Origin of the sequence: Pseudomonas sp., from assembly GCF_030147005.1 — a bacterium.
In the GTDB taxonomy this organism is placed as follows: Bacteria; Pseudomonadota; Gammaproteobacteria; order Pseudomonadales; family Pseudomonadaceae; genus Aquipseudomonas.
On the sequence record NZ_JASLAW010000166.1, the window covers coordinates 1 to 25,812 of the forward strand.

A 25,812-nucleotide genomic window follows, 5' to 3' on the forward strand; every position below is an offset into this window, starting at 1 on the left:
AGTCGTTCTGGCGAAACTGCCGGGGGCTGATATTCACGCAAAGGCTGAAATTCAGCGGGTCCACCAGGCCCTCGGCAATCAAGCCCGCAAATGCGCTGCATGCCTCATCGAGGATCCAGGTGCCCACCTCAAGGATCAAGCCGCTGTCTTCCAGCACCTTGATAAATTCCGCAGGCGATTGCGCGCCCAATTGGGGATGCTGCCAGCGCACCAGGGCCTCGGCACCGACAATCTTATTGCCGCGCGCATCCACCTGGGGCTGGTAGTGCACACTGAATTCCCCGCGTGACAAGGCCAGGCGCAGGTCGGTTTCCATGCGCAGGCGCTCACTGGCGGTTTTCTGCATGCTGTTGTGGAACATTTGTATGGTGTTTCGCCCGGAATCCTTGGCGCGGTACAGGGCGATGTCGGCGCGCTTGAGCAAATCGGCGGGCGTGGTGCCATGGTCGGGGATCAACGCCACGCCGATGCTGGGTGTGACCTGCAAGCGGTGGCCGTCAAGAAACATCGGCTCAGAGAGCAGTTCGCGCAGGGTATCGGCCAGCGCCTGCACCTGGCCGCCGACTTGCGTTCGCGAGCCGTCCAGGCCGCTGAGCAGCACCACGAACTCATCGCCGCCCAGGCGCGCCACCGTATCTTCCATGCGCACACTGGCTTCCAGGCGTGCAGTGACGATTTTCAGTACGGTGTCGCCCACCGGGTGACCGAGGGAGTCGTTGATATGCTTGAAGTGGTCGAGGTCGAGAAACAGCAAGGCGCCGCGCAGATTGTGGCGCTTGAGCAGGGCGATCTGCTGGCTCAGGCGGTCCATCAACAGCGCGCGGTTGGGCAGGTTGGTCAGTGGGTCGTGATAGGCCAGGTGGCGAATCTGTGCCTGGGCATTTTTCAGCAGGCTCACATCCCGCGCGGTCAGTAGCAGGCACGGCGTTTCATTCAAGGTAATCGGCTCGACCGACACCTCCACCGTCAGCACCTCGCCACGTTTGTTATGCCACAGCATTTCCAGGTGATGGATGCGCCCTTTGATCTGCAGTTCGGCCAACAACGCCGTGCGCTGGTTTTCATCGGCCCAGATGCCAATCTGATACAGGGTGAGGCCGATGGCTTCTTCGGCACGATAGCCGGTCAGGCGGCAAAACCCATCATTGACCTCCACATATCGGCCCGTGTCGCGCTCGGTGATCGAGATGGCGTCGGGGCTGGAATGGAACGCCTTGGCGAACTTCTCTTCACTGGCCTTGAGCGCTGCCTCGGCGCGTTGCTGCTGGGTGATATCGCGCAGGGTAGTGACGATGCACGGCTGATCACTGACCTTGATCAAACGGCTGGAAATGACGCACGTCAGGCTCTGGCCGTTTTTGGCATGCACCCCGATGGCCACATTGCCCAACGACTGTTCGCGAATCACCTGCTCGATGCGTTGCAGGCGCTTGCTTGATTCATCCCACAAGCCGATCTGCTCGGCGCTTTTGTCGAACACTTCGGCAGCCGTCCAGCCAAAGGTCTGGGTGAACGCCGGATTGATTTCGATAAACGCGCCGCTGTCCAGGCAGGTGACGCAAATGGGATCGGGGCTGGCCTGAAACAGGCTGGCGAATTTCTCTTCGGAAGCGCTCAGGCGTTGCTCGCGCTCCACTTGGTCGGTGATATCGAGCAAGGTGCCGGCCATGCGCAGGGGCTTGCCGGAGTCATCCAGATACAGGCGCGCGCGGCTTTCCAGGTAGCGTGGGCTGCCGTCTTCGGTCAGCACGCAATAGGTCAATTGGTAGTTGCCGTCCGGGCCTTCGCGCAGGCTGCGGTAGGCATGGCGCATGCCCTCGCGGTCCTTATTGGACATGCCTTCAAAAAACGCGTCGAAGGATTCGTGGAACGGTTCGCACGCCAGGCCATGAAGTTGGGCGGCACGGGCCGAGCCGTAGAGCATGCCGGTAGGAATGTGCCAGTCCCAGGTGCCCAGTTGTGCCGAGTCCAGGGCCAGATCCAGGCGGTCCTGGCTGTCCTTGAGCGCTTGCTCTGCGTTTTTGCGTTCGGTGGTGTCGAGGAAGGTGCTGATCAGGTAGGCCTCGCCATCCAGTTCGACCTTTTGCGCACTGAGCGTGCCATCGTGGATCTGGCCATTGCTGGCGCAGAATTGCACTTCCATGGTGATGGATTCACCTTTGCGCTGGGTGGCCGTGACCAGGTGTGCGCGCTGCTCCGGGTGGCGCCACAGGCCCAATTCCAGGGTGGTGCGGCCAATCGCCTGCGCCACCGGCCAACCGAACAGCATTTCGAAATGGTGGTTGGCTTCGCTGATCAGGCCGTCGGCCTGGCGCGTGAGCAGCACCATGTTCGGGCACAAGTGGAAGAGGGTGGCGAAGCGCTTTTCAGAGTGGCTGAGGGCTTGTTCCCGCTCGCGCTGGTGAGTGATCTCGCGGATCACCCCGATCATTCGGCGCCTGCCGTTTTTGTCCGGCACCAGGCTGCCATTGATTTCCAGCCAGTGCAGGCTGCCATCGGGCCATTGGATGCGGTGGTGCATGGCCTGTTCGACCGGCTCGCCGGCCAGCACCGCATGAAACGCCCGCACCACGCGGGCGCGGTCTTCGGGGGCCAGCAGGTCGAGGTAATTGAGGTCGTTAGGCAGCGGCTGGCGGGGATCGTAGCCAAACAATGCCTGAGTGCCTCGAGACCAGCTGATTTTCCCCGTGTCGATTTCCCAGCACCACGCGCCCAGCCGCGCGGCATTGAGCGCCGACAGCAGTTGCGGGGCGCTGTCCCAGCTTTGTTCCGCCTCTTGAGGGTCCAGGGCGTATATGCGGGGCAGCGGCGGCACGGAATCAACGGGGTTGCGCATTATTCAAAGGGCCTTGGCTCGATGGGAAGACAGCGCGGTTTACTCGAAACCCGAGGTCACACAACGTCATGGTATTGCCGGCGGATCGACCTGTGCATCCAGCAGGCTCATGAACGCCCGCGCCGCGTTGGACAGCGTCCTTTCTGTGTGCACGATATAGCCTAGCTGGCGACTGAGCTGTATGCCCGGCAAAGCAATACTCGCCACCTGATCGTCGAGCATGGTGCGTGGCAACACACTCCAGGCCAGGCCGATGGACACCATCATTTTGATCGTTTCCAGATAGTTGGTGCTCATCGCGATGTTCGGCGTCAGGCCCTGGGCCTCGAACAGACGGCTGACAATATGGTGGGTAAACGTGTTGCCGCCGGGAAATACCGCAGGGTGCCCGGCGATATCGGCCAGGCTGACGGCGCCGTTGCTGATCAGGCTGTGTTCGGGGGCCACCACAAAATCCAGCGGGTCGTCCCACACCGGCGTCGCGCGCACCAGGTTATGCGGCTCGGGCGCCAGGGTGATCACCGCCACTTCGGCGCGGCCATGGAGGATTTCTTCGTAGGCCACTTCTGAATCGAGGAATTGAATATCCAGCGCCACGCTTGGGTATTGCCGAGTGAAAGTACGCAGGATCGGCGGCAGGCGATGCAGGCCGATATGGTGACTGGTAGCCAGTGTGAGGCGCCCGCTGACTTCCCCGGTAAGGTTGGTGAGAGCGCGGCGGGTGTCATCCAGCACATTCAGGATCTGATACGCACGCGGCAGCAAGGCCCGCCCGGCTTCGGTCAAACCCACTTCGCGGCCCAGGCGGTCGAACAGGCGCACCTTCAATTGTTGCTCCAGGCCGGCAATGCGTTTGCTGATGGCCGGTTGGGTCAGGTGCAGGCGTTCACCGGCGCCGGAAAAGCTGCCGGTCTCGGCGATAGCGATAAAGGCGTTGAGGTTGGCCAGGTCCATGGTGGTATTCCAGTTGGTAATCCAAAGCATAAAAAATATGAATTTGAGTTATTTAATGTAGCGCCATACCATCAGCCTCACAAGCCAAAGGGTTATTGAAAGCCCGGCGCATAGAAACACCGCTGATGAGGACCGACTGATGGCCGGCAAAACGCTTTACGACAAGCTTTGGGATTCCCATGAAGTGAAACGTCGCGATGATGGATCGTCGCTGATCTACATCGACCGTCACATCATCCATGAAGTGACCTCGCCCCAAGCGTTCGAAGGCCTGCGGCTGGCCGGGCGCAAGCCATGGCGCGTCGACTCCATCATCGCCACTCCGGACCACAACGTGCCGACCACCCCGGAGCGCAAAGGCGGGATTGACGCCATTGTCGACACGGTTTCGCGCTTGCAGGTGCAGACCCTCGACGACTATTGCGATGAATATGGCATCACCGAATTCAAGATGAACGACGTGCGCCAAGGCATCGTCCACGTGATCGGCCCGGAGCAGGGCGCGACCTTGCCGGGCATGACCGTGGTGTGCGGCGATTCCCACACCTCCACCCACGGTGCGTTCGGCGCCCTGGCGCATGGCATCGGTACCTCTGAGGTTGAACATGTGTTCGCCACCCAGTGCCTGGTGGCCAAGAAAATGAAAAACATGCGGGTAGCGGTCGAAGGCCAGTTGCCGTTCGGCGTGACCGCCAAGGACATCGTGCTCGCCGTGATCGGCAAGATCGGCACCGCCGGCGGTAACGGCCATGCCATCGAATTTGCCGGCAGCGCGATTCGCGACCTGTCCATCGAAGGCCGCATGACCATCTGCAACATGTCCATCGAAGCCGGTGCCCGCGTGGGCATGGTGGCGGCCGACGAAAAGACCATTGAATACGTCAAGGGTCGCCCATTCGCTCCGCAAGGCGCTGATTGGGACGCCGCCGTCGAAGCCTGGAAAGACCTGGTTTCGGATGCCGATGCGGTGTTCGACACAGTGGTCGAACTCGACGCCACGCAGATCAAGCCGCAAGTCAGCTGGGGCACTTCGCCGGAAATGGTCCTGGCCGTTGATCAACGCGTGCCGGACCCGGCTCAGGAAGCCGACCTGGTCAAGCGCGGTTCCATTGAGCGTGCCCTTAAGTACATGGGCCTGAAGGCCAACCAGGCGATCACCGACATTCAGCTGGACCGCGTGTTCATCGGCTCCTGCACCAACTCGCGGATCGAAGACCTGCGCGCCGCCGCGGTGATCGCCAAGGGTCGCAAAGTCGCCTCGACCATCAAACAGGCCATCGTCGTTCCCGGTTCAGGCCTGGTCAAAGCCCAGGCCGAAGCCGAGGGCCTGGACCAGATTTTTCTCGAGGCCGGTTTCGAATGGCGCGAGCCGGGCTGCTCCATGTGCCTGGCGATGAACCCGGACCGGTTGGAATCCGGCGAGCATTGCGCGTCGACCTCCAACCGTAACTTCGAAGGGCGTCAGGGCGCTGGTGGCCGTACCCATCTGGTCAGCCCGGCCATGGCCGCCGCCGCCGCCGTCAACGGTCGTTTCATCGACGTTCGCGAATTGATCTGAGGAAAACCCGATGAGAGCTTTTACCCAACATACAGGTCTTGTAGCGCCGTTGGACCGTGCCAACGTGGACACCGACCAAATCATCCCCAAGCAGTTTCTGAAGTCGATCAAGCGCACCGGTTTCGGCCCCAACCTGTTCGATGAGTGGCGCTACCTGGACGTAGGCTACGCCTACCAGGACAACTCCAAGCGCCCGCTGAACAAAGACTTCGTACTCAACGCCGAACGTTACCAGGGCGCCAGCGTGTTGCTGGCGCGGGAAAACTTCGGTTGCGGCTCCAGCCGTGAACACGCGCCGTGGGCCCTGGAAGAATATGGCTTTCGCAGCATCATCGCGCCGAGCTACGCCGACATTTTCTTCAACAACAGCTTCAAGAACGGCCTGTTGCCGATCATCCTGAGCGATGCCGAAGTGGATGAGCTGTTCCAGCAGGTGCAAGCCCATGTGGGTTACCAGTTGACGGTGGACCTGGCCGCGCAAACCGTGACCCGTCCGGACGGCAAGGTGTACCACTTCGAAGTGGACGCCTTCCGCAAGCAGTGCTTGCTCAACGGCCTGGACGATATCGGCTTGACCTTGCAGGACGGCGATGCGATTGCCGCGTTTGAAGCCAGGCATCGGGCGAGTCAGCCCTGGTTGTTTCGCGATGCCTGAATCTCTGTAGGCCGGGACTGGCCCCTTTGCGAGCAAGCCCGCTCCCACATTCGACCGAGTTTCTTCAGTTGAAATGCCATCAAATGGGGGAGCGGGCTTGCTTGCGAAGACGGCAGTACAACCAACACGAACCCCAAGGAAAACCACCGTGACGACCACCGCCCATACCCAAGTCGTGCAAAAACAATTCGGCGAGCAAGCCTCGGCCTACCTGAGCAGCGCAGTGCATGCCCAAGGCCCCGAATTCGCGCTGCTGCAGGCTGAACTGGCCGGGCAGGGCAGTGCACGGCTGCTGGACCTGGGCTGCGGGGCCGGTCATGTCAGCTTTCATGTAGCGCCGTTGGTTAAAGACGTGGTGGCCTACGACTTGTCCCAGCAGATGCTCGATGTGGTGGCTGGCGCTGCGCAAGATCGCGGTTTGCTCAATATCAGCACCGTCCACGGCGCCGCCGAGCGCCTGCCGTTCGCCGATGGCGAGTTCGACTTCGTGTTCAGCCGCTACTCGGCCCACCACTGGAGCGACCTCGGCCTGGCCTTGCGTGAAGTGCGCCGGGTTCTGAAACCTGGCGGCGTAGCGGCATTCGTGGATGTATTGTCACCGGGCAGCCCGCTGCTCGACACTTACCTGCAAACCGTCGAAGTGCTGCGCGACACCAGCCATGTGCGCGATTATTCCGCGGCCGAGTGGATGCGCCAGCTCAGCGAAGCCGGCTTGCATGTGCGCAACAGCAGCCGCCAGCGCCTGCGCCTGGAATACACTTCGTGGGTGGAGCGCATGCGCACGCCGCCGGCGTTGCGCGCGGCGATCCTTGAGCTGCAACAGGCGATGGGCCAGGAAGTGCGCGATTATTACGATATTCAAGCCGACGGCACCTTCAGCACCGACGTGCTGGTGGTGTGGGTCGAACGCTGATTGATCTTTCCCGACCTGCCCACGGGCAGGTCGCTCGATGAAATGAGGAACCCATGAGCAAGCAGATTCTGATTCTCCCTGGCGACGGTATTGGTCCGGAAATCATGGCCGAAGCGGTTAAAGTCCTGGAATTGGCCAACACCCGCTACAGCCTGGGCTTCGAACTGAGCCACGACGTGATCGGCGGCGCAGCCATCGACAAGCACGGCGTGCCCCTGGCCGACGAGACCCTGGAACGTGCCCGCAACGCCGATGCCGTGCTGCTGGGCGCCGTGGGCGGCCCGAAATGGGACAAGATCGAGCGTGATATCCGCCCTGAGCGCGGCCTGTTGAAAATCCGCGCGCAATTGGGCCTGTTCGGCAACCTGCGCCCGGCGATTCTGTACCCGCAGTTGGCCGAGGCGTCGAGCCTCAAACCGGAAGTGGTCGCCGGCCTGGATATCCTGATCGTGCGTGAGCTGACCGGCGGCATCTATTTCGGCTCGCCGCGCGGCGTGCGCGAACTGGAAAACGGCGAGCGCCAGGCCTACGACACCCTGCCTTACAGCGAGAGCGAAATCCGCCGGATCGCCCGTGTCGGTTTCGACATGGCCCGCGTGCGCAACAAGAAGGTCTGTTCGGTGGATAAGGCCAACGTACTGGCTTCCAGCCAACTGTGGCGCGAAATCGTCGAAGAAGTCGCCAAAGACTACCCGGACGTCGAGCTGAGCCACATGTACGTCGACAACGCCGCGATGCAACTGGTGCGCGCGCCGAAGCAGTTCGACGTGATCGTCACCGACAACCTGTTCGGCGACATCCTGTCTGACCAGGCGTCGATGCTCACCGGTTCCATCGGCATGCTGCCGTCGGCGTCCCTGGATACCAACAACAAGGGCATGTACGAGCCTTGCCACGGCTCGGCGCCGGACATCGCAGGCCTTGGCATTGCCAACCCGCTGGCGACTATTTTGTCGGTGTCGATGATGCTGCGTTACAGCTTCAACCTGGTTGATGCCGCCGATGCGATCGAGAAGGCCGTGAGCCTGGTGCTGGACCAGGGTTTGCGCACTGGCGATATCTGGTCGCAGGGTTGCACCCGGGTGGGTACGCAAGAAATGGGCGACGCTGTAGTCGCCGCGCTGCGGAATCTGTAATCTCTCGGGCCCGCTTGCAGTTGTTGCTGCAAGGCGGCCCACTTTTTAACAAGGTGTAGTTGCGATGAAACGTGTAGGTCTGATCGGTTGGCGCGGTATGGTCGGTTCCGTGCTCATGCAGCGGATGCTGGAAGAGCAGGATTTCGATCTTATTGAGCCGGTGTTTTTCACCACTTCGAACGTAGGTGGCCAAGGGCCGTCCGTGGGCAAGGATATTGCCCCGCTCAAGGATGCCTACAGCATTGAAGAGCTCAAGACCCTCGACGTGATTCTGACCTGCCAGGGCGGCGACTACACCAGCGAAGTCTTCCCCAAGCTGCGCGAAGCCGGCTGGCAGGGCTACTGGATCGACGCCGCATCGAGCCTGCGCATGCAGGACGATGCCGTGATCATCCTCGACCCGGTCAACCGCAAGGTCATCGACCAGCAACTGGATGCCGGCACCAAGAACTACGTCGGCGGCAACTGCACCGTCAGCCTGATGCTGATGGGTCTGGGTGGCTTGTTCGAAGCCGGCCTGGTCGAGTGGATGAGTGCCATGACCTACCAGGCGGCCTCGGGCGCCGGTGCACAGAACATGCGCGAGCTGATCAAGCAGATGGGCGCGACCCACGCCGCGGTTGCCGATCAACTTGCCGACCCGGCCAGCGCGATCCTGGATATCGACCGCCGTGTGGCCGACGCCATGCGCAGCGAAGCCTACCCGACCGAAAACTTCGGCGTGCCGTTGGCCGGTAGCCTGATCCCGTGGATCGACAAGGAGCTGCCGAACGGCCAGAGCCGCGAAGAGTGGAAGGCCCAGGCCGAGACCAACAAGATCCTCGGTCGCTTCAAGAACCCGATCCCGGTGGACGGCATCTGCGTACGTATCGGTGCCATGCGCTGCCATAGTCAGGCGTTGACCATCAAGCTGAACAAAGACGTGCCGATCGCCGATATCGAAGGGCTGATCAGCCAGCACAATCCGTGGGTCAAGCTGGTGCCGAACAACCGTGATATCAGCATGCAGGAGCTGAGCCCGACCAAGGTCACCGGCACCCTCAATGTGCCGGTGGGCCGCCTGCGCAAGCTGAACATGGGTAACCAGTTCCTCGGCGCGTTCACCGTGGGCGACCAACTGTTGTGGGGCGCGGCTGAGCCGTTGCGTCGCATGCTGCGGATTTTGCTGGAGCGTTGATCGGTTGAAGCAATAAGGGAACCCGCGTTCTGGTGACAGGCGCGGGTTTTTTATTGGCCTTTCGTACCTCATCGCAGGCAAGCCGGCGCCCACACCTGAATGTATTCCCACATCAAAATGTGGGCGCCGGCTTGCCTGCGACAGGGCCATCAGCCACACCACAAACCCCAGGTTAATTGCCTCACCCCCTGCCACCCGGTAAAGTGCCGCTCCCCCCCGCAATGCCCGAGGCAGCCCATGACCCAGACCTTTGAAATTGCCGTGATCGGCGCCACCGGCACCGTTGGCGAAACCCTGGTGCAGATTCTCGAAGAGCTGGATTTTCCGGTAGGCACCCTGTATTTGCTGGCGGGCAACAACTCCGCCGGTGCCTCGGTGCCGTTCCGGGGCAAGAACGTGCGGGTGAAGGAAGTCGATGAGTTCGATTTCAAAAAGGCGCAGTTGGCCTTCTTCGCGGCCGGCCCGGCGGTGACCCTGAGCTTCGCTCCGCGCGCCATCGCCGCCGGTTGTTCGGTGATCGACTTGTCTGGCGCGCTGCCTGCCGAACAGGCGCCGCAGGTGGTGCCGGAAGCCAATGCTCATGTGCTCAAGGGCCTGAAAAAACCGTTTCAACTCGGCAGCCCGAGCCCGTCCGCCACCAGCCTGGCGGTGGTGCTTGCGCCACTGCGCGGCATGCTGGATATCCAGCGCGTGAGCGTCACCGCCAACCTGGCCGTGTCGGCCCTGGGCCGCGAGGCCGTCAGTGAGTTGGCCCGGCAGACCGCCGAGCTGTTGAATGTGCGCCCGCTGGAGCCGACCTTCTTTGATCGGCAAGTGGCCTTCAACCTGCTGGCACAAGTCGGCACGCCCGACGCCCAAGGTCATACAGCCCTGGAGAAACGTCTCGTACACGAATTACGTGCTGTGCTGGAAACACCGTTGCTGAAGATTTCCGCCACGTGTGTTCAAGCTCCGGTGTTTTTTGGCGATAGCCTGACTGTGTCACTGCAATTGGGGGCGCCGGCCGATTTGAATGCAGTGAACCGCGCCCTCGATGCGGCGCCGGGTATCGAACTGGTCGAGGCGGGCGACTACCCAACGGCAGTAGGCGATGCGGTGGGCCAAGACGTTGTTTATGTTGGACGAGTACGCGCGGGCGTCGACGACCCGGCGGAACTAAATTTGTGGCTGACGTCAGATAACGTACGCAAAGGGGCTGCACTTAACGCTGTGCAGCTGGCGCAGTTGTTGATAAAAGGCCTTGCGTAAAAGATACTTGGCGCCAATTTGTAGATTGATTCTCACCAAGCGCTATGCTTGGCCCAAAGCGGAACAGAAGCGCGTCGGTGACCTATCGGCTCGCCATGCCTTATGGCAGCGGTTACCAACCTTCTCGCAGGCCGGGGAGTGTTCAGACAAAGGATGAGGCTATGGTTCAAGTTCGCAAACTGGTGTTAGCAATAGCGGCCGCCTCGGCGCTGTCCTCCGGTATGGCGCAGGCGCTGCAGCTTGGGGAGATGACCCTCAAGTCGAAGTTGAACCAGCCATTGTCGGTGGAGATCGAGTTGCTCGACGTCGGTGGCCTCACCGCCTCCGAAATCACCCCGAGCCTGGCGTCGTCCCAAGCGTTCGTCGATGCCGGTGTCGATCGCCAGGCATTTCTCGACGAGCTCACCTTTACGCCGGTGGTCAACCCCAATGGCCGCAGCGTGGTGCGTGTCACCTCCAGCAAACCGCTGCCCGATTCCTATGTGCGCTTCCTGTTGCAGGTGCAATGGCCCAATGGCCGGCTCATGCGTGACTACAGCGTGCTGCTCGATCCAGCCAAATTCGACCAGCCGACACCCGCTGTCAGCGCGCCGGAGCCCGCTCCGCGCCTGAGCGCGCCGGCCGGCACCGCGGCCGGCGTCAGCAAGCCTGCGCAACATACCACCACTGCTCGCGATACTTTGTGGGAAATTGCCGAGAAAAACCGCAATGGTGGCTCTGTGCAGCAGACCATGCTGGCCATTCAGGCGCTCAACCCGGATGCCTTTATCGATGGCAACATCAACCGCCTGAAAACCGGCCAGGTTCTACGCCTGCCGGACACCGTGCAAAGTACCGCACTGGCGCAACCGCAAGCGATCGCCGAAGTGTCTGCGCAGAACGCCGCCTGGCGCCAGGGCCGCCGCAACGCTACCCGCAAAGTGGCCGGCAAGGCCCAGTTGGACGCCACCAAGCGCACCGAGACCGGCAATGCGCCGTCGAGCACCAACGCCAAGGACAACCTGAGCCTGGTGTCGGCCGAGTCCGCCAAAAAAGGTGACGCGGGGAAGGCCGCAGACAGTCGCGTGTTGAGCGACAAACTGGCGATGACTCAGGAACAGCTGGACACCACCCGTCGCGATAACGAAGAGCTCAAAAGCCGCGCGGCAGATTTGCAAAGCCAGTTGGACAAGCTGCAAAAGCTGATTCAACTGAAGAACGATCAACTGGCCCGGCTGCAGGCCGAGAAAGGTGATGCGGCTGTGCCCGCAACGGCGGCGGCTGCTGCTCAGCTGGCCGGGGAGCCGGCGCCGACCCAGGAAGCTATGGAAGCGCCGGAGGCCCAGGTTGCGGCACCTGCCCCTGTAGCTGCACCCGAGCCGGCCAAGCCGGTTGCTGAGCCTGCGACCACCGAAGGCAAATTCAATGAGCTTTTGACCAACCCTGTCGTGCTCGGTGTACTCGGGGGGGCGGCCGTCATCCTGGCGTTGTTGCTCCTGCTGCTGTGGGTGCGCCATCGCAACGCCCGTCTTGAAGAAGAAAAGCACCTGCGCATGGCGCGGGCGCTGGCCGAAGAGCCGGAGTTCACTTCGAATATCAATCACGACCTGCCACCCGACAGTTTCGAAGGCCTGGAAGTGCCGCCACCGAGCGTCACCCTGGCGGCCGCGCCTGCGCCTGCGCCCGCTCGGGTGGTTGAGCCCGTAGCGCCGACTGTCGCCTCCGTGCTTGCGCCGCTGGCGGCGGCTGTCGCCCCGAACTCCAGCGATGCGCTGGCCCAGGCCCAATCCCATATCGACCGTGGCCACTTGAACCAGGCGGCTGATGTGCTTGAGCAAGCCATTAAGCAGGAACCCAAGCGCAGCGACCTGCGTTTGAAGTTGATGGAAGTGTACGGCCTGCAAGATGACAAGAAGGGTTTTGTCAACCAGGAGCGCCAACTGGTGGCCAACGGTGAAAACCACGCCCAGGTCGAGCAGCTTAAAAGCCGTTTCCCGGCCATGGCGGTGTTGGCGGCTGGCGTGAGTGCCGCGGTGGCCGCTGCAGCCCTGGACGCCCAGTACGTCAAGGACTTGCTGGAAGACAAGCCGGCTGAGCCTGCGCCGGAGCCTTTGGATACCGATTTTGATCTGAGCCTGGACGACCCGGAGGCGGTATCGCCGGCCGAGGCCAAAGACGATCAGCAGACGTTCGAGGCGCTGCTCCAGCAGCAGACGGCCGCCAACGCCGACGCGGATGACCTGTCGGACTTCGACCTGGATCTGCAATTGGATGCACCGGCGTCCGAGCAATCCGACGACGACTTCCTTTCCGGGCTTGAAGAACAGATGAAGGACGTCACTCCCGTCGAGCCGCCGACCTTGACCCCTGCGGCTCCGGATGACTTCGATTTGCCGGAAGATTTCGACCTCTCCCTGGCGGACGAGCCCGAATCGGCAACCAAGCCGGATGCCTTCGCTTCGGAACTGGACGACGTCAACGCTGAGTTGGACCGTCTCTCCCAGAGCCTGGAACATCCGCCCATCGAGCCGTCCTTCACGGCTGAAGACGCGGCGTTGGGTGACGATGAGCCCGAGTTCGACTTCCTGTCGGGCTCCGATGAAGTCGCCACCAAACTGGACCTGGCCCAGGCTTATATCGACATGGGTGATGCCGATGGCGCCAAAGACATCCTTTCCGAAGTGCTGACCGAGGGCAACGAGACCCAGCGCGGCGAGGCCAAGGAAATGCTCGGCCGAATCTAACGGTCGCCGCAGATTGAATGTGAACGCGGGCTTGCTTGCCAATGCGGTGCCTCGGCCAATGAAACCATTGGCTGAGACTGCCTGTTGGCGGGCAAGCCCGCTTCCACATTAAAAGCCCCGCGTGCATCCCGACACCTTATAATGCCCGCCTTTGCGCAACTCATCAGGCTCTCAGTTCTTGGCAAATATAGATAACGCGGCCGCCGAAATGGCGGCCGCAGGCTTTTACCGCATCGCCCTCGGCGTGGAATACAAAGGCTCGCGCTACCGCGGCTGGCAGCGCCAGGCATCCGGCGTGCTGACGGTGCAGGAAACCCTGGAAAACGCTTTGTCGAAAGTCGCTGACTCGCCGGTGTCGCTGATGTGCGCCGGGCGTACCGACGCCGGCGTGCACGCCTGCGGCCAAGTGGTGCATTTCGACACCCAGGCCGAACGCTCGATGAAGGCGTGGGTGATGGGGGCCAATATCAATCTGCCCCACGACGTCAGCGTCACCTGGGCCAAGGTCATGCCGGCGCATTTTCATGCGCGCTTCAAGGCCATCGCCCGGCGCTACCGCTACGTGATCTACAACGATCAGATCCGTCCGGCGCACCTTAACCAGGAAATTACCTGGAACCACCGCCCGCTGGATGCCGAGCGCATGGCCGAGGCTGCGCAGCACTTGGTGGGCGTGCATGATTTCAGCGCGTTCCGTGCAGGCCAGTGCCAGGCCAAGTCGCCGATCAAGGAAGTCCACCATCTGCGGGTGACCCGTCATGGCAAGATGATTGTGCTGGATATCCGTGCCGGGGCGTTCCTGCATCACATGGTGCGCAACATCGCGGGCGTGCTGATGACCATCGGCACCGGCGAGCGTCCGGTGGAGTGGGCCAGGGAAGTGTTGGAAAGCCGCATCCGCCGTACGGGTGGGGTCACGGCGCATCCGTTCGGCCTGTATTTGGTGCAGGTGGAGTACCGCGACGAGTTCGAACTGCCGCAGCGTTTTATCGGGCCGCACTTCCTCACCGGTTTCAGCGAACTTGGCGGCTGACGCCCGGAAGAGCTTTTGTTACCATCCGGACTTTCTCGGTTCAACCCCTTGAGGTTTCTACGATATGCCAGCCGTTCGCAGCAAGATTTGCGGGATTACCCGCATCGAAGACGCGTTGGCGGCGGTCGAAGCGGGGGCGGATGCCATTGGCCTGGTGTTTTATGCCAAGAGCCCGCGGGCGGTGAATGTGTTGCAGGCGCGGGCCATCATCGCCGCGCTGCCCCCGTTCGTGACCACCGTGGGCTTGTTCGTCAACGCCAGCCGTTGTGAACTCAATGAAACCCTGGATGCGGTGCCGCTGGACATGCTGCAGTTTCATGGCGACGAAACCCCGGACGAGTGCGAAAGCTATCAGCGCCCCTATATCAAGGCGTTGCGCGTCAAGGCCGCAGAGGATATCGCCGCCGCCTGTGCCGCCTATGCCGGCGCTCGCGGGATTTTGTTGGACACCTACGTCGAAGGCGTTCCCGGCGGTACCGGTGAAGCATTCGATTGGTCGCTGATTCCGGAGGGCTTGAGCAAACCGGTGATTCTGGCCGGTGGGCTCAACCCCTCGAATGTCGGTACGGCCATCAAGCAGGTCCGGCCGTATGCCGTGGATGTCAGCGGCGGGGTGGAGCAGGGCAAGGGCATCAAGGATCACGACAAAATTCGCGCGTTCATGCAGGCCGTGCGCAACAGCAGCGGTGCGATGTGACGGCTGGCAGTCTGCCGCCGTCCATAACTACCACTGTGTAAAACAGCACCGGCGCCGCCTGCGGGAGGCCCGGAAACGAAGTGGCAACCCTGCGCTGGCAGGTTGTCTGGAAGGCTGAGGATGCACGCGGGAAATGGCTGGTCGAACTTCTGACCCCGTCCCGTCGGCATCATCGCTACATATGAATTTAGCTCAAGGGCATACGCGGGGCTGTGTTCAAGCCACCGGTACTGGAGAAAGAAAGCATGAGCAACTGGTTAGTAGACAAACTGATCCCTTCGATCATGCGTTCCGAGGTGAAGAAGAGCTCGGTTCCTGAAGGTCTGTGGCACAAATGCCCGTCCTGCGACGCGGTGCTGTACCGCCCGGAGCTGGAAAAGACCTTGGACGTTTGCCCCAAGTGCAACCACCACATGCGTATTGGCGCACGCGCGCGCATCGACATTTTCCTCGACGCCGACGGCCGTAACGAGTTGGGCGCTGACCTGGAGCCGGTCGACCGCCTCAAGTTCCGCGACAGCAAAAAGTACAAGGACCGTCTGGTCGGTGCGCAAAAGCAGACCGGCGAAAAAGACGCGCTGATCTCCGTCAGCGGCAAATTGCTGGGCATGCCGGTGGTGGTCTCGGCGTTCGAGTTCTCCTTCATGGGCGGCTCCATGGGCGCCATCGTCGGCGAGCGTTTCGTACGCGCCGCCAACTATGCCCTGGAAAACCGTTGCCCGATGATCTGCTTCGCCGCCTCCGGTGGCGCGCGTATGCAGGAAGCGCTGATTTCCCTGATGCAAATGGCCAAGACCTCGGCGGTATTGGCGCGTCTGCGCGAAGAAGGCATTCCGTTCATCTCGGTACTGACTGACCCGGTCTACGGCGGCGTTTCCGCCAGCCTGGCGATGCTGGGCGATGTGATCGTCGGCGAACCCAAAGCCCTGATCGGCTTTGCCGGCCCGCGCGTAATCGAACAGACCGTACGTGAAAAACTGCCGGAAGGTTTCCAGCGCAGCGAGTTCCTGCTGGAACACGGCGCCATCGACCTGATCATTCCGCGCGGTGAGCTGCGGCCACGCCTGGGTAACCTGCTGGCGCAAATGATGGGCCTGCCGACGCCGGTCTACGTCGCGCCCAAGGTCGAGCCGATCGTCGTGCCGCCGGTGCCAGCAAACCTATGACCCAACGTACCCTGGGCGAATGGCTCGCCTACCTTGAGCAGTTGCATCCGTCCGCCATCGACATGGGCCTGGAGCGCTCGCAACAGGTAGCGGCCCGCCTGGGGTTGGGGCGACCGGCACCGCGTGTGATCACGGTAACCGGCACCAACGGCAAAGGCTCCACCTGCGCCTTTGTCGCCGCGCTGCTGCAAGCCCAAGGGCTGAGCGTCGGCGTGTACAGTTCGCCGCACCTGCTGCGCTACAACGAGCGGGTGCAGCTCAATGGCGTCGAAGCCAGCGACGAGCAGCTCTGCGAAGCCTTCGCCGCCCTCGACGCAGGGCGCGGCGACATTTCCCTGACCTATTTCGAGATGGGCACCCTGGCGGCGCTGTGGCTGTTTGAGCGTGCGCAACTGGATATCGTCGTGCTGGAAGTGGGCCTGGGGGGGCGTCTGGACACAGTCAACGTGGTGGATGCCGACGTGGCGCTGGTCACCAGCATCGGTGTCGACCATGCCGATTACCTGGGCGACACCCGTGAATCCGTGGCTTACGAAAAGGCCGGAATCTTTCGCCAGGGCAAACCTGCATTGTGTGGTGATCTTGACCCGCCGCATCCCTTGCTCGACAAGGTGCGTGAGCTCGATTGCCCGTTCTTCCTGCGCGGGCGCGAATTCAACCTCGAGATCGGCGATCAGCATTGGCAGTGGTTCGGGCGCGATGCCCGGGGCCGGCAGGTAGCGTTGCGCGATTTGCCCCTGTTGAACCTGCCGATGGAGAACGCCGCGCTCGCATTGCAAGCCTATCTGTTGCTGGACCTGCCCTGGGATGCCGGGCAAATTGCCGCAACCCTGCTGGCAACGCGTGTAGTGGGGCGCCTGGATCGGCGTGTCGTCGAGTGGCAAGGCAAGCGTCTTAACCTGCTGCTGGATGTCGGTCATAACCCCCACGCCGCTGAATATCTGTCCCGGCGCCTGGCAAGTACGCCACTGTCCGGCAATCGCCTGGCGGTGTTCGGTTTGCTGGCCGACAAGGATCTTGACGGCGTGGTTGCGCCGTTGCTGGGCGGCGTTCAGTCCTGGGCCGTGGCACCGCTGGATACGCCGCGTAGCCGTCCGGCGGCTGAACTGGAAGTTGCCTTGCAGAACCTTGGTGCTCCGGTGGCGTCGTATGCAAGCGTCACCGCGGCCCTTGAGGCGCAATGTGCGGTGGCGACGGCCGAGGACGAGATTCTGTTGTTCGGATCATTTTATTGTGTTGCCGAGGCGCTCGAATGGCTGGCCCGGCGCTCCACGGAGGAAGCTGCACATGGCATTACTCGATAGCGCATACAAGCAGCGAATGGTGGGAGCCCTGGTGTTGGTGGCATTGGCGGTGATTTTCTTGCCGATGCTGTTTTCCCGTCAGGACGAACAGCGTCAGGTGGTGGTTGAAGCGCCGCCTGCACCCCAGATGCCGGTGGTTCCTCAGGTTCAGGTCGAGCCGGTGGTGGTGCCTGAGCCGCAGGCGCTGCCCGAAGACGAGCCCGTGCCGACGCAAGAGGAGGTCGCTGCGCAACAGGCACCTTCGATGCCGGTGCAGCCGAGCGTTCCGGTGGTCAAACCTGCACCGGCTGCACCGGCTGCGCCTGCCGCAGCCGCAGCCGCCAAGCCTGCCGCGCCGACACCTGCGCCGAAGCCTGTCGCGCCACAGCCTGCCGCGCCGGGCAAGCCGGATGTAGGTCAGAGCCGTATCGACCCGAATGGCTTGCCGATCAGTTGGTCGATTCAAGTGGCCAGCCTCGGCAACCGCGAAGGCGCCGATGCCTTGCAGAAAAAGCTGCGCGCCCAGGGTTACAACGCTTACATCCGCAGCGCCGATGGCAAGAATCGGGTGTTTATCGGCCCGCTGATCGAGCGCGCCGAAGCCGACCGCCTGCGCGATTTGCTGGATCGTCAGCAGAACCTCAAGGGATTCGTGACCCGTTTCCAGCCTGAGCGCGGCTAAGCAATTGATCTAAATGTGGGAGCGGGCTTGCTCGTGAAGGCGGTCTGTCAGTCAATATACTCAGTGACTGACACGGCGCATTTGCGAGCAAGCCCGCTCCCACATTCGTTTTGTGACGGCCTTGAAATGAACCGTGCTTGCCACAAACTATTGATTTGCAAAGCGCCCTCAATCACTGCTTACCGATAGCCCGGCGCTCTGCTAAAATGCGCCGCCTTATCCGTACGTAGGCTGCACTGTGCCATTTACCTGGGTTGATTGGGCGATCGTTGCAATCGTCGCCATCTCCGCTTTGATCAGTCTGAGCCGCGGCTTCGTAAAAGAAGCACTGTCGTTGCTGACCTGGATCATCGCAGGAGTCGTAGCCTGGATGTTCGGTGGTTCACTGTCGGTCTACCTGGCCGGGTACATAGAGACACCTTCGGCTCGCGTCATCGCGGGCTGCGCCATCATGTTCATCGCCACGCTGCTGGTGGGGGCAATGGTCAATTATCTTATTGGCGAGTTGATACGTGTCACCGGCCTCTCCGGGACCGATCGATTTCTCGGCATGGCCTTCGGCGCAGCGCGTGGCGCGTTGCTGGTGGTCGTGGCGGTCGGGCTGTTGAGCCTGGGGCCGGTACAGCAGGATTCGTGGTGGCAGGAGTCGGTACTCGTGCCAAAGTTTCTATTGGTTGCAGATTGGTCCAAGAACCTCATATTGGGGTGGAGCAGTCAGTGGCTGGCCAGCGGAATCAGCGTACCCGCTGATCTTCCGTTCAAGGAGCACCTCTTGCCGGCCAAAACGCCTCAGTAAGAGTGTTCAGTCAAGATTCATTAAGTAGGGGTTGCGTCGCATGTGTGGCATCGTCGGTATCGTCGGTAAGTCGAACGTCAATCAGGCGCTGTATGACGCGCTAACCGTCCTCCAGCACCGCGGCCAGGACGCTGCCGGTATTGTGACCAGCCACGACGGCCGGTTATTCCTGCGCAAGGATAATGGCCTGGTGCGTGACGTGTTCCACCAGCGTCATATGCAACGCCTGGTCGGGCACATGGGCATTGGCCATGTGCGTTACCCAACCGCCGGGAGCTCGACCTCGGCCGAGGCTCAACCGTTCTACGTCAACTCGCCTTACGGCATTACCTTGGCACACAACGGTAACCTGACCAACGTTGAACAGCTGGCGAAGGAGATTTACGAATCCGACCTGCGCCACGTCAACACCAACTCCGACTCGGAAGTGTTGCTCAACGTGTTCGCCCATGAGCTGGCCCAGCGCGGCAAGCTGCAGCCCACCGAAGAAGACGTGTTCGCCGCCGTGATCGACGTGCATAACCGTTGCGTGGGCGGCTATGCCGTGGTGGCGATGATCACCGGTTATGGCATCGTCGGTTTCCGCGACCCGCACGGCATTCGCCCGATCGTGTTCGGCCAGCGTCACACCGACGAAGGCGTCGAGTACATGATCGCTTCCGAGAGCGTGTCCCTGGATGTACTGGGCTTCACGTTGATTCGCGACCTGGCACCGGGCGAAGCGGTCTACATCACCGAAGACGGCAAGCTGCACACCCGTCAGTGCGCCATCGCGCCGAAACTCACGCCTTGCATCTTCGAGCACGTCTACCTGGCGCGTCCGGATTCGATCATCGACGGCGTTTCGGTGTACAAGGCGCGCCTGCGCATGGGCGAGAAGCTGGCCGATAAGATCCTGCGCGAGCGTCCCGAGCACGACATAGATGTGGTCATCCCGATTCCGGACACCAGCCGTACCGCTGCGCTGGAACTGGCCAACCATTTGGGCGTCAAGTTCCGCGAAGGCTTCGTCAAGAACCGCTACATCGGCCGCACCTTCATCATGCCCGGCCAGGCTGCGCGCAAGAAGTCGGTGCGCCAGAAGCTCAATGCCATCGAGCTGGAATTCCGTGGCAAGAACGTGATGCTGGTGGACGACTCGATCGTGCGCGGCACCACGTGCAAGCAGATCATCCAGATGGCCCGCGAAGCCGGTGCGAAGAACGTGTACTTCTGTTCCGCCGCGCCTGCCGTGCGATACCCGAACGTGTACGGTATCGACATGCCGAGCGCCCACGAACTGATCGCCCACAATCGTTCGACTCAGGACGTGGCCGACCTGATCGGCGCCGACTGGCTGATCTACCAGGACCTGCCGGACCTGATCGAAGCGGTCGGCGGCGGCAAGATCAAGATCGAGCAGTTCGACTGCGCCGTGTTCGATGGCAAGTACGTGACCGGTGACGTCGATGAGGCCTACCTGAACAAGATCGAGCAGGCGCGCAACGACTCGTCGAAGATCAAGACCCAGGCGGTCAGTGCGATCATCGATCTGTATAACAACTGAGTGAATACCGGCCCTGAGGGGCCGGTTTTGTATGTTAAACAAAGAATTTGAGTAAGGAGTCGCAGCATGAGTCAGGAATGGGATGCCGGTCGTTTGGACAGCGACCTTGATGGCGTAGCTTTCGATACCCTGGCTGTGCGCGCCGGCCAGCACCGTACCCCTGAAGGGGAGCACGGTGACCCGATGTTCTTCACCTCAAGTTATGTATTCCGCACGGCGGCCGACGCCGCCGCGCGCTTTGCCGGTGAAGTGCCGGGCAATGTTTACTCGCGCTATACCAACCCGACCGTACGTGCGTTCGAAGAGCGTATCGCGGCTCTGGAGGGTGCTGAGCAAGCGGTGGCAACGGCGACCGGCATGGCCGCGATCCTGGCGGTGGTGATGAGCCTGTGCAGTGCCGGCGACCACGTGCTGGTATCGCGCAGCGTGTTCGGTTCGACCATCAGCCTGTTCGAGAAGTATTTCAAGCGCTTTGGTATCGAAGTGGACTACGTGCCCCTGGCGGATTTGTCCGGCTGGGATGCGGCGATCAAGGCCAATACCAAGCTGCTGTTCGTTGAGTCGCCGTCCAATCCGCTGGCTGAATTGGTGGATATCGCCGCGTTGTCCGAAGTGGCGCACGCCAAAGGCGCAATGCTGATCGTCGATAACTGTTTCTGCACCCCGGCCCTGCAACAACCGCTGAAGTTGGGCGCGGACATCGTGGTGCACTCGGCCACCAAGTTCATCGACGGCCAGGGCCGTTGCATGGGCGGTGTGGTAGCCGGTCGCAGCGAGCAGATGAAAGAAGTGGTGGGCTTCTTGCGCACCGCCGGGCCGACCCTGAGCCCGTTCAACGCCTGGATCTTCCTCAAAGGCCTGGAGACCCTCAGCCTGCGCATGAAAGCCCACTGCGCCAATGCCCAGGCCCTGGCCGAGTGGCTGGAACAGCAGGACGGCATTGAGAAAGTGCATTACGCCGGCCTCAAGAGCCACCCGCAGCACACATTGGCTCAGCGTCAGCAGCGCGGCTTCGGCGCCGTGGTGAGTTTCGAGGTGGCGGGTGGTAAAGAGGGCGCCTGGCGCTTTATCGATGCCACGCGTCTGATCTCGATCACCGCCAACCTGGGTGACAGCAAAACCACCATCACCCACCCGAGCACTACGTCCCACGGGCGCCTGGCGCCGCAGGAGCGTGAAGCTGCGGGCATCCGTGACAGCCTGATACGCATCGCGGTGGGGCTGGAAGATGTGGCTGACTTGCAGGCGGACCTGGCTCGCGGGCTGGCGGCCTTGTGATCGAGTGGTCCATGGAGGCCGCGGCGGCCAGTAACGGGCGCGTTGCGCTGGTGACCGGCGCGGCGCGGGGCATTGGCCTTGGGATTGCGGCGTGGCTGATCAGCGAAGGCTGGCAGGTGGTGTTGACCGATCTGGACCGCGAGCGCGGTTCGAAAGTATCCAAGGTGCTGGGCGAGAATGCCTGGTTTATCACCATGGACGTGGCTGACGAGAAGCAAGTGGCCCAAGGTGTCGCTGAGGTGTTGGGGCAGTTTGGACGCCTGGATGCGTTGGTGTGCAATGCGGCGGTGGCCGATCCGCACAATATCACTCTGGAAAGCCTCGATCTGGCTTACTGGAACCGCGTTCTGGCGGTAAACCTCAGTGGGCCGATGCTGCTGGCCAAGCACTGCGCGCCGTACCTGCGTGCCCATGGTGGCGCTATCGTCAACCTGGCCTCGACACGGGCCCGCCAATCGGAGCCGGACACCGAAGCGTATGCGGCGAGCAAGGGTGGCCTGCTGGCGCTGACTCACGCTTTGGCGATGAGCCTGGGGCCGGAAGTGCGGGTCAATGCGGTCAGCCCTGGCTGGATCGATGCGCGTGATCCTGCTGCGCGGCGTGCCGAGCCGCTCACCGATGCCGATCATGCCCAGCATCCGGCGGGCCGGGTAGGCACGGTGGAGGACGTAGCAGCCATGGTGGCATGGTTGCTGTCGCGCCAGGCCGGGTTCGTTACCGGGCAAGAGTTCGTGGTGGACGGTGGCATGAGCAAGAAGATGATTTACAGCGAGTAGGGCGGTCTTGAAGCATTTTTGTCTTTTTCAGAAAAACTTCAAGCAGGCTATTGACTTAGGTCCGCTACCTGCGTAAATTTCGCGGCCTCAACGAAGCAAAGGGTGATTAGCTCAGCTGGGAGAGCATCTGCCTTACAAGCAGAGGGTCGGCGGTTCGATCCCGTCATCACCCACCACTTCTTGAGAGTTTTGCCCTTGTGGCAAGACGCAACGTTAAAGGTTGCACCGACGCGCAGCGGTAGTTCAGTCGGTTAGAATACCGGCCTGTCACGCCGGGGGTCGCGGGTTCGAGTCCCGTCCGCTGCGCCATATTTTCCAGGTTCGATTTATCGGGCTTGAGATTGAACAACCTAGGTTGATCGATCCGATGTTTAAAGGTGGTTGAGGATTAGCTCAATCAGCCAAGCGATACGCAGCGGTAGTTCAGTCGGTTAGAATACCGGCCTGTCACGCCGGGGGTCGCGGGTTCGAGTCCCGTCCGCTGCGCCATATCTGCCTCAAGGCCCGCTGAACGCCATGAAGCACAAGGAAAGCCACTGGCTGACTTTGACCCGATAGCAAAGACCCTGGTCGAAAGACTGGGGTTTTTTGTGCCTGCGATTTCTCCATCCAGGCGAGGAGCCGGCGAACCGGCTCTCATTGTTCATCAAAAACCCAATTTATCCCGCAGCCCGTAGTACCACGCGCCCATTGCGGCAAACGGTGTGCGCAGGAGCTGTCCACCTGGGAACGGATAATGGGGAAGGTCGGCAAATGCATCAAAGCGCTCAGCCTGGCCTCTCAGTGCCTCGGCCAGTACCTTGCCCGCCAGGTGGGTGTATGTCACGCCATGGCCGCTACAGCCTTGCGAGTAATAGATGTTGTCGCCGAGGCGGCCAACCTGCGGCAAGCGCGACAGGGTCAGCAGGAAATTGCCGGTCCAGGCGTAGTCGATCTTCACGTCCTTTAGCTGTGGGAACGCCTTGAGCATTTTTGGTCGGATGATCGCTTCGATATTTGCCGGGTCGCGCGCGCCGTAGACCACGCCGCCGCCGAAGATCAGGCGCTTGTCGCTGGTGAGGCGGTAGTAATCGAGCAGGTAGTTACAGTCTTCGACACAGTAGTCCTGTGGCAACAACGTCTTGGCCAATTCATCGCCCAAGGGTGCCGTGGTGATCACCTGCGTGCCGCAGGGCATCGACTTTGCGGCCAGCTCCGGCACCAGGTTCCCGAGATAGGCATTCCCAGCGACGATGATGAATTTGGCCCTGACCTTGCCTTCGGCGGTGTGCACCACCGGATTGGCGCCACGTTCGATGCGTACCGCTGCCGATTGCTCATAGACGGTGCCGCCCAGAGATTCCACGGCGGCCGCTTCGCCCAGTGCCAGGTTCAGCGGGTGAATATGCCCACCGCTCATGTCCAGCAGGCCGCCTACGTAGTTGTCACAGGCCACCACTTCGCGGATACGGCGTTCGTCCAGCAGTTCCAGTTGCGTATGGCCGTAGCGCTCCCACAGACGCTTCTGCGATTCGAGGTGGCCCATGTGCTTGCTGTTGAGAGCGGCGAATACGCCGCCGTCCTTCAAGTCGCACTGGATCTGATATTTGGCCACGCGCTCGCGAATAATCCTGCCACCCTCGAATGCCATCTCGCCCAGCAACTGCGCCTGCTTTGGCCCGACGCTGCGTTCAATGACGTCGATGTCGCGGCTGTAGCTATTGACGATTTGCCCGCCATTACGGCCGGACGCACCAAAACCCACCTTGGCGGCTTCCAGGACCGTCACGCGAAAGCCGTTCTCGAGCAGAAACAGCGCACTGGAAAGACCGGTATAACCGGCACCGATCACGCAGACATCGGTTTCGATCTCACCTTGCAGCACCGGGCGCGGCGGCACCGCGTTCGCGGAATCGGCGTAATAAGAGTGTGGGTAGGGGGTGTTCGCCATCCTGGAACCTCTGTTTTATATTTTTTACGAGTGCGGCGATCCTACCTGAGTTGAAAATTGCCTGCCAGCCGCCCGTAATTCGCGCACGCATCGCTCGCCAATAAAAAATTCGCATATTCATAGGGTTAGCTGCAAAAAAGATGTTGACACCCCTACGGAATTCCGTAGAATGCCGCCTCACAGCAGGCACGTAGCTCAGTTGGTTAGAGCACCACCTTGACATGGTGGGGGTCGTTGGTTCGAGTCCAATCGCGCCTACCAAACAAAATCCGCTCTGCTGGGCGGTCTAAAGGGGTCACCGGAAACGGTGACCCCTTTTTGTTTTCTGCGATTTGCAAAACCTTTGCAAAACCCCACCTCAGTACGCCTACCTCCACGTAATCGATCTTCTCTTCGTCGCGTCCCTGCTGATAAGCAAGTTTCGCTCAGCCTGGCGTTGCGGCAGCAGCAGGAGTGGGGGCGGCGAGAAGGGAAGAGATTGAGTTAGAGCCTGAAGAGAATCCGCGCCGTTCTGAGAAATATAAAAAAGCCCGCACGATGGCGGGCTTTATTGTGACTTCCGGCGGGTCGGCTACGCCAGCATCGCTAAATTACGCTTGCTGAAACACGCCGAAGCCGCTGCCGTAAAACTGACCGTTGATATCCGCATGATATTGCGCAGGGTGAACCAATACCGCGAGTAAACGATTTCCTTCGAAGATTGAGAGGGAAAGCGCACCCTGATTAATCGACAACTGGAGCGAAAGCTGAATCCCGATCAGGTTCTCTGCATCAGGCACTGTGCCTTGCAGATAGACATTGCTGATATCCAGATTTGTGCCCGTACCGGTTGCTTGACCGATGAATCTGACAAGCGGGCCTTGCTGCGGTGCGTTCGGGCCAATATTGGCGAGCGACGAATTGATCTGAACGGTTTCAGTGTGAGGTGAACAGCCGCAACCACAGCCCTCAAAATTGAAATACCCGCAGATGTTTTGCTGGCAGCCGCATCCGCATAGCGTTTGCGGATGTACCTTTTGGTGGAGAACTTCTTGAAGCGCTGGCTTAGCGCTGACGACATCTTCTCGACGCTGAATTTCCGCGTCAAATGCGGCCTGAGATTGCTTTTTCAGCGCTTCTATTTCTTCTGGTTTGATGTCTTGCATAGAAAGGGCCATAGCTAATTCCTTTTAATTTCAAGAAGCACCCGGAGACAATCCGCTTCTAAGCCGACGCCTCCCTGGCGCGGAACGTCGCGTCATCTTTCGACTCGTGACCAAGCCTTTAAAGCATAGTATTTGGCCTATTTCAATTCTTCGATTGGCGACCAAATGCTAAGGATTAGCCTGCGCTTGCCCTGGTTAAAGGAGGCAAGGGTAAAGCCGATGATTGCCCGGAACAGGTCTGGATGGCGGATATCACCTAGTTGCCGACTCAAGACGGTAT

At 61.1% G+C, this 25,812-nt stretch carries 20 protein-coding genes and 4 tRNA genes; 20 read left to right on the forward strand and 4 right to left on the reverse strand.

Annotated elements, in window-relative coordinates:
- Positions 1 to 2,836: PAS domain S-box protein (locus Q1V60_RS15390; RefSeq protein ID WP_300631825.1), on the reverse strand; the 2,836-nt coding region annotated here is incomplete at its 3' end.
- Between the two features lie 66 nt (positions 2,837 to 2,902).
- Positions 2,903 to 3,790 (reverse strand): LysR family transcriptional regulator, encoded by an 888-nt coding sequence (locus tag Q1V60_RS15395; protein ID WP_300631827.1) that lies wholly within the window; start codon positions 3,788 to 3,790, stop codon positions 2,903 to 2,905.
- 139 nt (positions 3,791 to 3,929) lie between these two features.
- Here Q1V60_RS15395 and leuC point away from each other — a divergent pair, with 139 nt between their 5' ends.
- From leuC to Q1V60_RS15490, 19 genes are all read left to right on the forward strand, one after another.
- Positions 3,930 to 5,348 (forward strand): 3-isopropylmalate dehydratase large subunit, encoded by a 1,419-nt coding sequence (leuC, locus tag Q1V60_RS15400; protein ID WP_300631829.1) that lies wholly within the window; start codon positions 3,930 to 3,932, stop codon positions 5,346 to 5,348.
- A 10-nt stretch (positions 5,349 to 5,358) separates the two neighbouring features.
- The gene (gene leuD, locus Q1V60_RS15405; protein WP_300631831.1) at positions 5,359 to 6,003 is read left to right on the forward strand and encodes a 3-isopropylmalate dehydratase small subunit; all 645 of its coding nucleotides are present in this window, start codon (positions 5,359 to 5,361) and stop codon (positions 6,001 to 6,003) included.
- Positions 6,004 to 6,151: 148 nt separating this feature from the next.
- A complete protein-coding gene (locus Q1V60_RS15410) occupies positions 6,152 to 6,916 on the forward strand; it encodes a class I SAM-dependent methyltransferase (protein ID WP_300631833.1) in 765 nt (254 codons plus the stop codon).
- A gap of 53 nt (positions 6,917 to 6,969) precedes the next feature.
- Complete coding sequence (leuB, locus tag Q1V60_RS15415) at positions 6,970 to 8,052, forward strand: 3-isopropylmalate dehydrogenase (RefSeq protein WP_300631835.1); 1,083 nt, start codon at positions 6,970 to 6,972, stop codon at positions 8,050 to 8,052.
- Positions 8,053 to 8,116: 64 nt separating this feature from the next.
- Positions 8,117 to 9,229, forward strand: coding sequence for an aspartate-semialdehyde dehydrogenase (gene asd / locus Q1V60_RS15420; RefSeq protein ID WP_300631837.1), 1,113 nt, complete (start codon positions 8,117 to 8,119; stop codon positions 9,227 to 9,229).
- A 237-nt stretch (positions 9,230 to 9,466) separates the two neighbouring features.
- Positions 9,467 to 10,477 (forward strand): aspartate-semialdehyde dehydrogenase, encoded by a 1,011-nt coding sequence (locus Q1V60_RS15425; protein WP_300631839.1) that lies wholly within the window; start codon positions 9,467 to 9,469, stop codon positions 10,475 to 10,477.
- Between the two features lie 161 nt (positions 10,478 to 10,638).
- Positions 10,639 to 13,200 carry a FimV/HubP family polar landmark protein gene (locus tag Q1V60_RS15430; RefSeq protein WP_300631841.1) on the forward strand — a complete coding sequence of 854 codons (2,562 nt, stop codon included), beginning with the start codon at positions 10,639 to 10,641 and terminating at the stop codon, positions 13,198 to 13,200.
- A gap of 208 nt (positions 13,201 to 13,408) precedes the next feature.
- Positions 13,409 to 14,233 (forward strand): tRNA pseudouridine(38-40) synthase TruA, encoded by an 825-nt coding sequence (gene truA / locus Q1V60_RS15435; RefSeq protein WP_300631863.1) that lies wholly within the window; start codon positions 13,409 to 13,411, stop codon positions 14,231 to 14,233.
- A gap of 64 nt (positions 14,234 to 14,297) precedes the next feature.
- On the forward strand, positions 14,298 to 14,930 hold the full coding sequence (locus Q1V60_RS15440) for a phosphoribosylanthranilate isomerase (RefSeq protein ID WP_300631844.1): 633 nt from the start codon (positions 14,298 to 14,300) through the stop codon (positions 14,928 to 14,930).
- 245 nt (positions 14,931 to 15,175) lie between these two features.
- Positions 15,176 to 16,096, forward strand: coding sequence for an acetyl-CoA carboxylase, carboxyltransferase subunit beta (gene accD, locus Q1V60_RS15445; RefSeq protein ID WP_005789754.1), 921 nt, complete (start codon positions 15,176 to 15,178; stop codon positions 16,094 to 16,096).
- On the forward strand, positions 16,093 to 17,400 hold the full coding sequence (gene folC, locus Q1V60_RS15450) for a bifunctional tetrahydrofolate synthase/dihydrofolate synthase (RefSeq protein ID WP_300631849.1): 1,308 nt from the start codon (positions 16,093 to 16,095) through the stop codon (positions 17,398 to 17,400). The genes accD and folC overlap by 4 nt, the downstream gene beginning before the upstream one ends.
- Positions 17,384 to 18,061, forward strand: a complete 678-nt coding sequence (locus Q1V60_RS15455; protein WP_300631850.1) for an SPOR domain-containing protein — start codon at positions 17,384 to 17,386, stop codon at positions 18,059 to 18,061. Before folC ends, Q1V60_RS15455 begins: the two co-directional genes overlap by 17 nt.
- 238 nt (positions 18,062 to 18,299) lie before the next feature.
- Positions 18,300 to 18,857, forward strand: a complete 558-nt coding sequence (locus Q1V60_RS15460; RefSeq protein WP_003192538.1) for a CvpA family protein — start codon at positions 18,300 to 18,302, stop codon at positions 18,855 to 18,857.
- A gap of 40 nt (positions 18,858 to 18,897) precedes the next feature.
- The gene (purF, locus tag Q1V60_RS15465; RefSeq protein ID WP_300631855.1) at positions 18,898 to 20,403 is read left to right on the forward strand and encodes an amidophosphoribosyltransferase; all 1,506 of its coding nucleotides are present in this window, start codon (positions 18,898 to 18,900) and stop codon (positions 20,401 to 20,403) included.
- A 66-nt stretch (positions 20,404 to 20,469) separates the two neighbouring features.
- Positions 20,470 to 21,681 (forward strand): O-succinylhomoserine sulfhydrylase, encoded by a 1,212-nt coding sequence (locus Q1V60_RS15470; protein WP_300631858.1) that lies wholly within the window; start codon positions 20,470 to 20,472, stop codon positions 21,679 to 21,681.
- An 11-nt stretch (positions 21,682 to 21,692) separates the two neighbouring features.
- The gene (locus tag Q1V60_RS15475; RefSeq protein ID WP_057721544.1) at positions 21,693 to 22,457 is read left to right on the forward strand and encodes an SDR family oxidoreductase; all 765 of its coding nucleotides are present in this window, start codon (positions 21,693 to 21,695) and stop codon (positions 22,455 to 22,457) included.
- Between the two features lie 100 nt (positions 22,458 to 22,557).
- A tRNA-Val gene (locus tag Q1V60_RS15480) sits at positions 22,558 to 22,633 on the forward strand.
- A gap of 56 nt (positions 22,634 to 22,689) precedes the next feature.
- Positions 22,690 to 22,766: transfer RNA gene (locus Q1V60_RS15485), tRNA-Asp, on the forward strand.
- 103 nt (positions 22,767 to 22,869) lie between these two features.
- Positions 22,870 to 22,946: transfer RNA gene (locus tag Q1V60_RS15490), tRNA-Asp, on the forward strand.
- Positions 22,947 to 23,103: 157 nt separating this feature from the next.
- On the opposite strand, the gene Q1V60_RS15495 is transcribed toward Q1V60_RS15490, so the two are convergent.
- Positions 23,104 to 24,387, reverse strand: a complete 1,284-nt coding sequence (locus tag Q1V60_RS15495) for an FAD-binding oxidoreductase (protein WP_300631860.1) — start codon at positions 24,385 to 24,387, stop codon at positions 23,104 to 23,106.
- Between the two features lie 184 nt (positions 24,388 to 24,571).
- Between Q1V60_RS15495 and Q1V60_RS15500 the strand changes: the two genes are divergently transcribed.
- A tRNA-Val gene (locus tag Q1V60_RS15500) sits at positions 24,572 to 24,648 on the forward strand.
- A gap of 329 nt (positions 24,649 to 24,977) precedes the next feature.
- On the opposite strand, the gene Q1V60_RS15505 is transcribed toward Q1V60_RS15500, so the two are convergent.
- Positions 24,978 to 25,544 carry a hypothetical protein gene (locus Q1V60_RS15505; RefSeq protein WP_300631862.1) on the reverse strand — a complete coding sequence of 189 codons (567 nt, stop codon included), beginning with the start codon at positions 25,542 to 25,544 and terminating at the stop codon, positions 24,978 to 24,980.
- Positions 25,545 to 25,812 lie beyond the last annotated feature (268 nt).

Bases quoted from the DNA above. Each gene is read 5' to 3' on its own strand.
- Q1V60_RS15430 (WP_300631841.1), top strand. From the start codon at position 10,639: ATGGTTCAAGTTCGCAAACTGGTGTTAGCAATAGCGGCCGCCTCGGCG.
- Q1V60_RS15395 (WP_300631827.1), bottom strand. From the start codon at position 3,790: ATGGACCTGGCCAACCTCAACGCCTTTATCGCTATCGCCGAGACCGGC.
- Q1V60_RS15455 (WP_300631850.1), top strand. From the start codon at position 17,384: ATGGCATTACTCGATAGCGCATACAAGCAGCGAATGGTGGGAGCCCTG.
- purF (WP_300631855.1), top strand. From the start codon at position 18,898: ATGTGTGGCATCGTCGGTATCGTCGGTAAGTCGAACGTCAATCAGGCG.
- asd (WP_300631837.1), top strand. From the start codon at position 8,117: ATGAAACGTGTAGGTCTGATCGGTTGGCGCGGTATGGTCGGTTCCGTG.
- folC (WP_300631849.1), top strand. From the start codon at position 16,093: ATGACCCAACGTACCCTGGGCGAATGGCTCGCCTACCTTGAGCAGTTG.
- Q1V60_RS15470 (WP_300631858.1), top strand. From the start codon at position 20,470: ATGAGTCAGGAATGGGATGCCGGTCGTTTGGACAGCGACCTTGATGGC.
- Q1V60_RS15475 (WP_057721544.1), top strand. From the start codon at position 21,693: ATGGAGGCCGCGGCGGCCAGTAACGGGCGCGTTGCGCTGGTGACCGGC.
- leuD (WP_300631831.1), top strand. From the start codon at position 5,359: ATGAGAGCTTTTACCCAACATACAGGTCTTGTAGCGCCGTTGGACCGT.
- Q1V60_RS15425 (WP_300631839.1), top strand. From the start codon at position 9,467: ATGACCCAGACCTTTGAAATTGCCGTGATCGGCGCCACCGGCACCGTT.
- leuB (WP_300631835.1), top strand. From the start codon at position 6,970: ATGAGCAAGCAGATTCTGATTCTCCCTGGCGACGGTATTGGTCCGGAA.
- Q1V60_RS15495 (WP_300631860.1), bottom strand. From the start codon at position 24,387: ATGGCGAACACCCCCTACCCACACTCTTATTACGCCGATTCCGCGAAC.
- leuC (WP_300631829.1), top strand. From the start codon at position 3,930: ATGGCCGGCAAAACGCTTTACGACAAGCTTTGGGATTCCCATGAAGTG.
- Q1V60_RS15505 (WP_300631862.1), bottom strand. From the start codon at position 25,544: ATGGCCCTTTCTATGCAAGACATCAAACCAGAAGAAATAGAAGCGCTG.
- Q1V60_RS15440 (WP_300631844.1), top strand. From the start codon at position 14,298: ATGCCAGCCGTTCGCAGCAAGATTTGCGGGATTACCCGCATCGAAGAC.
- truA (WP_300631863.1), top strand. From the start codon at position 13,409: ATGGCGGCCGCAGGCTTTTACCGCATCGCCCTCGGCGTGGAATACAAA.
- accD (WP_005789754.1), top strand. From the start codon at position 15,176: ATGAGCAACTGGTTAGTAGACAAACTGATCCCTTCGATCATGCGTTCC.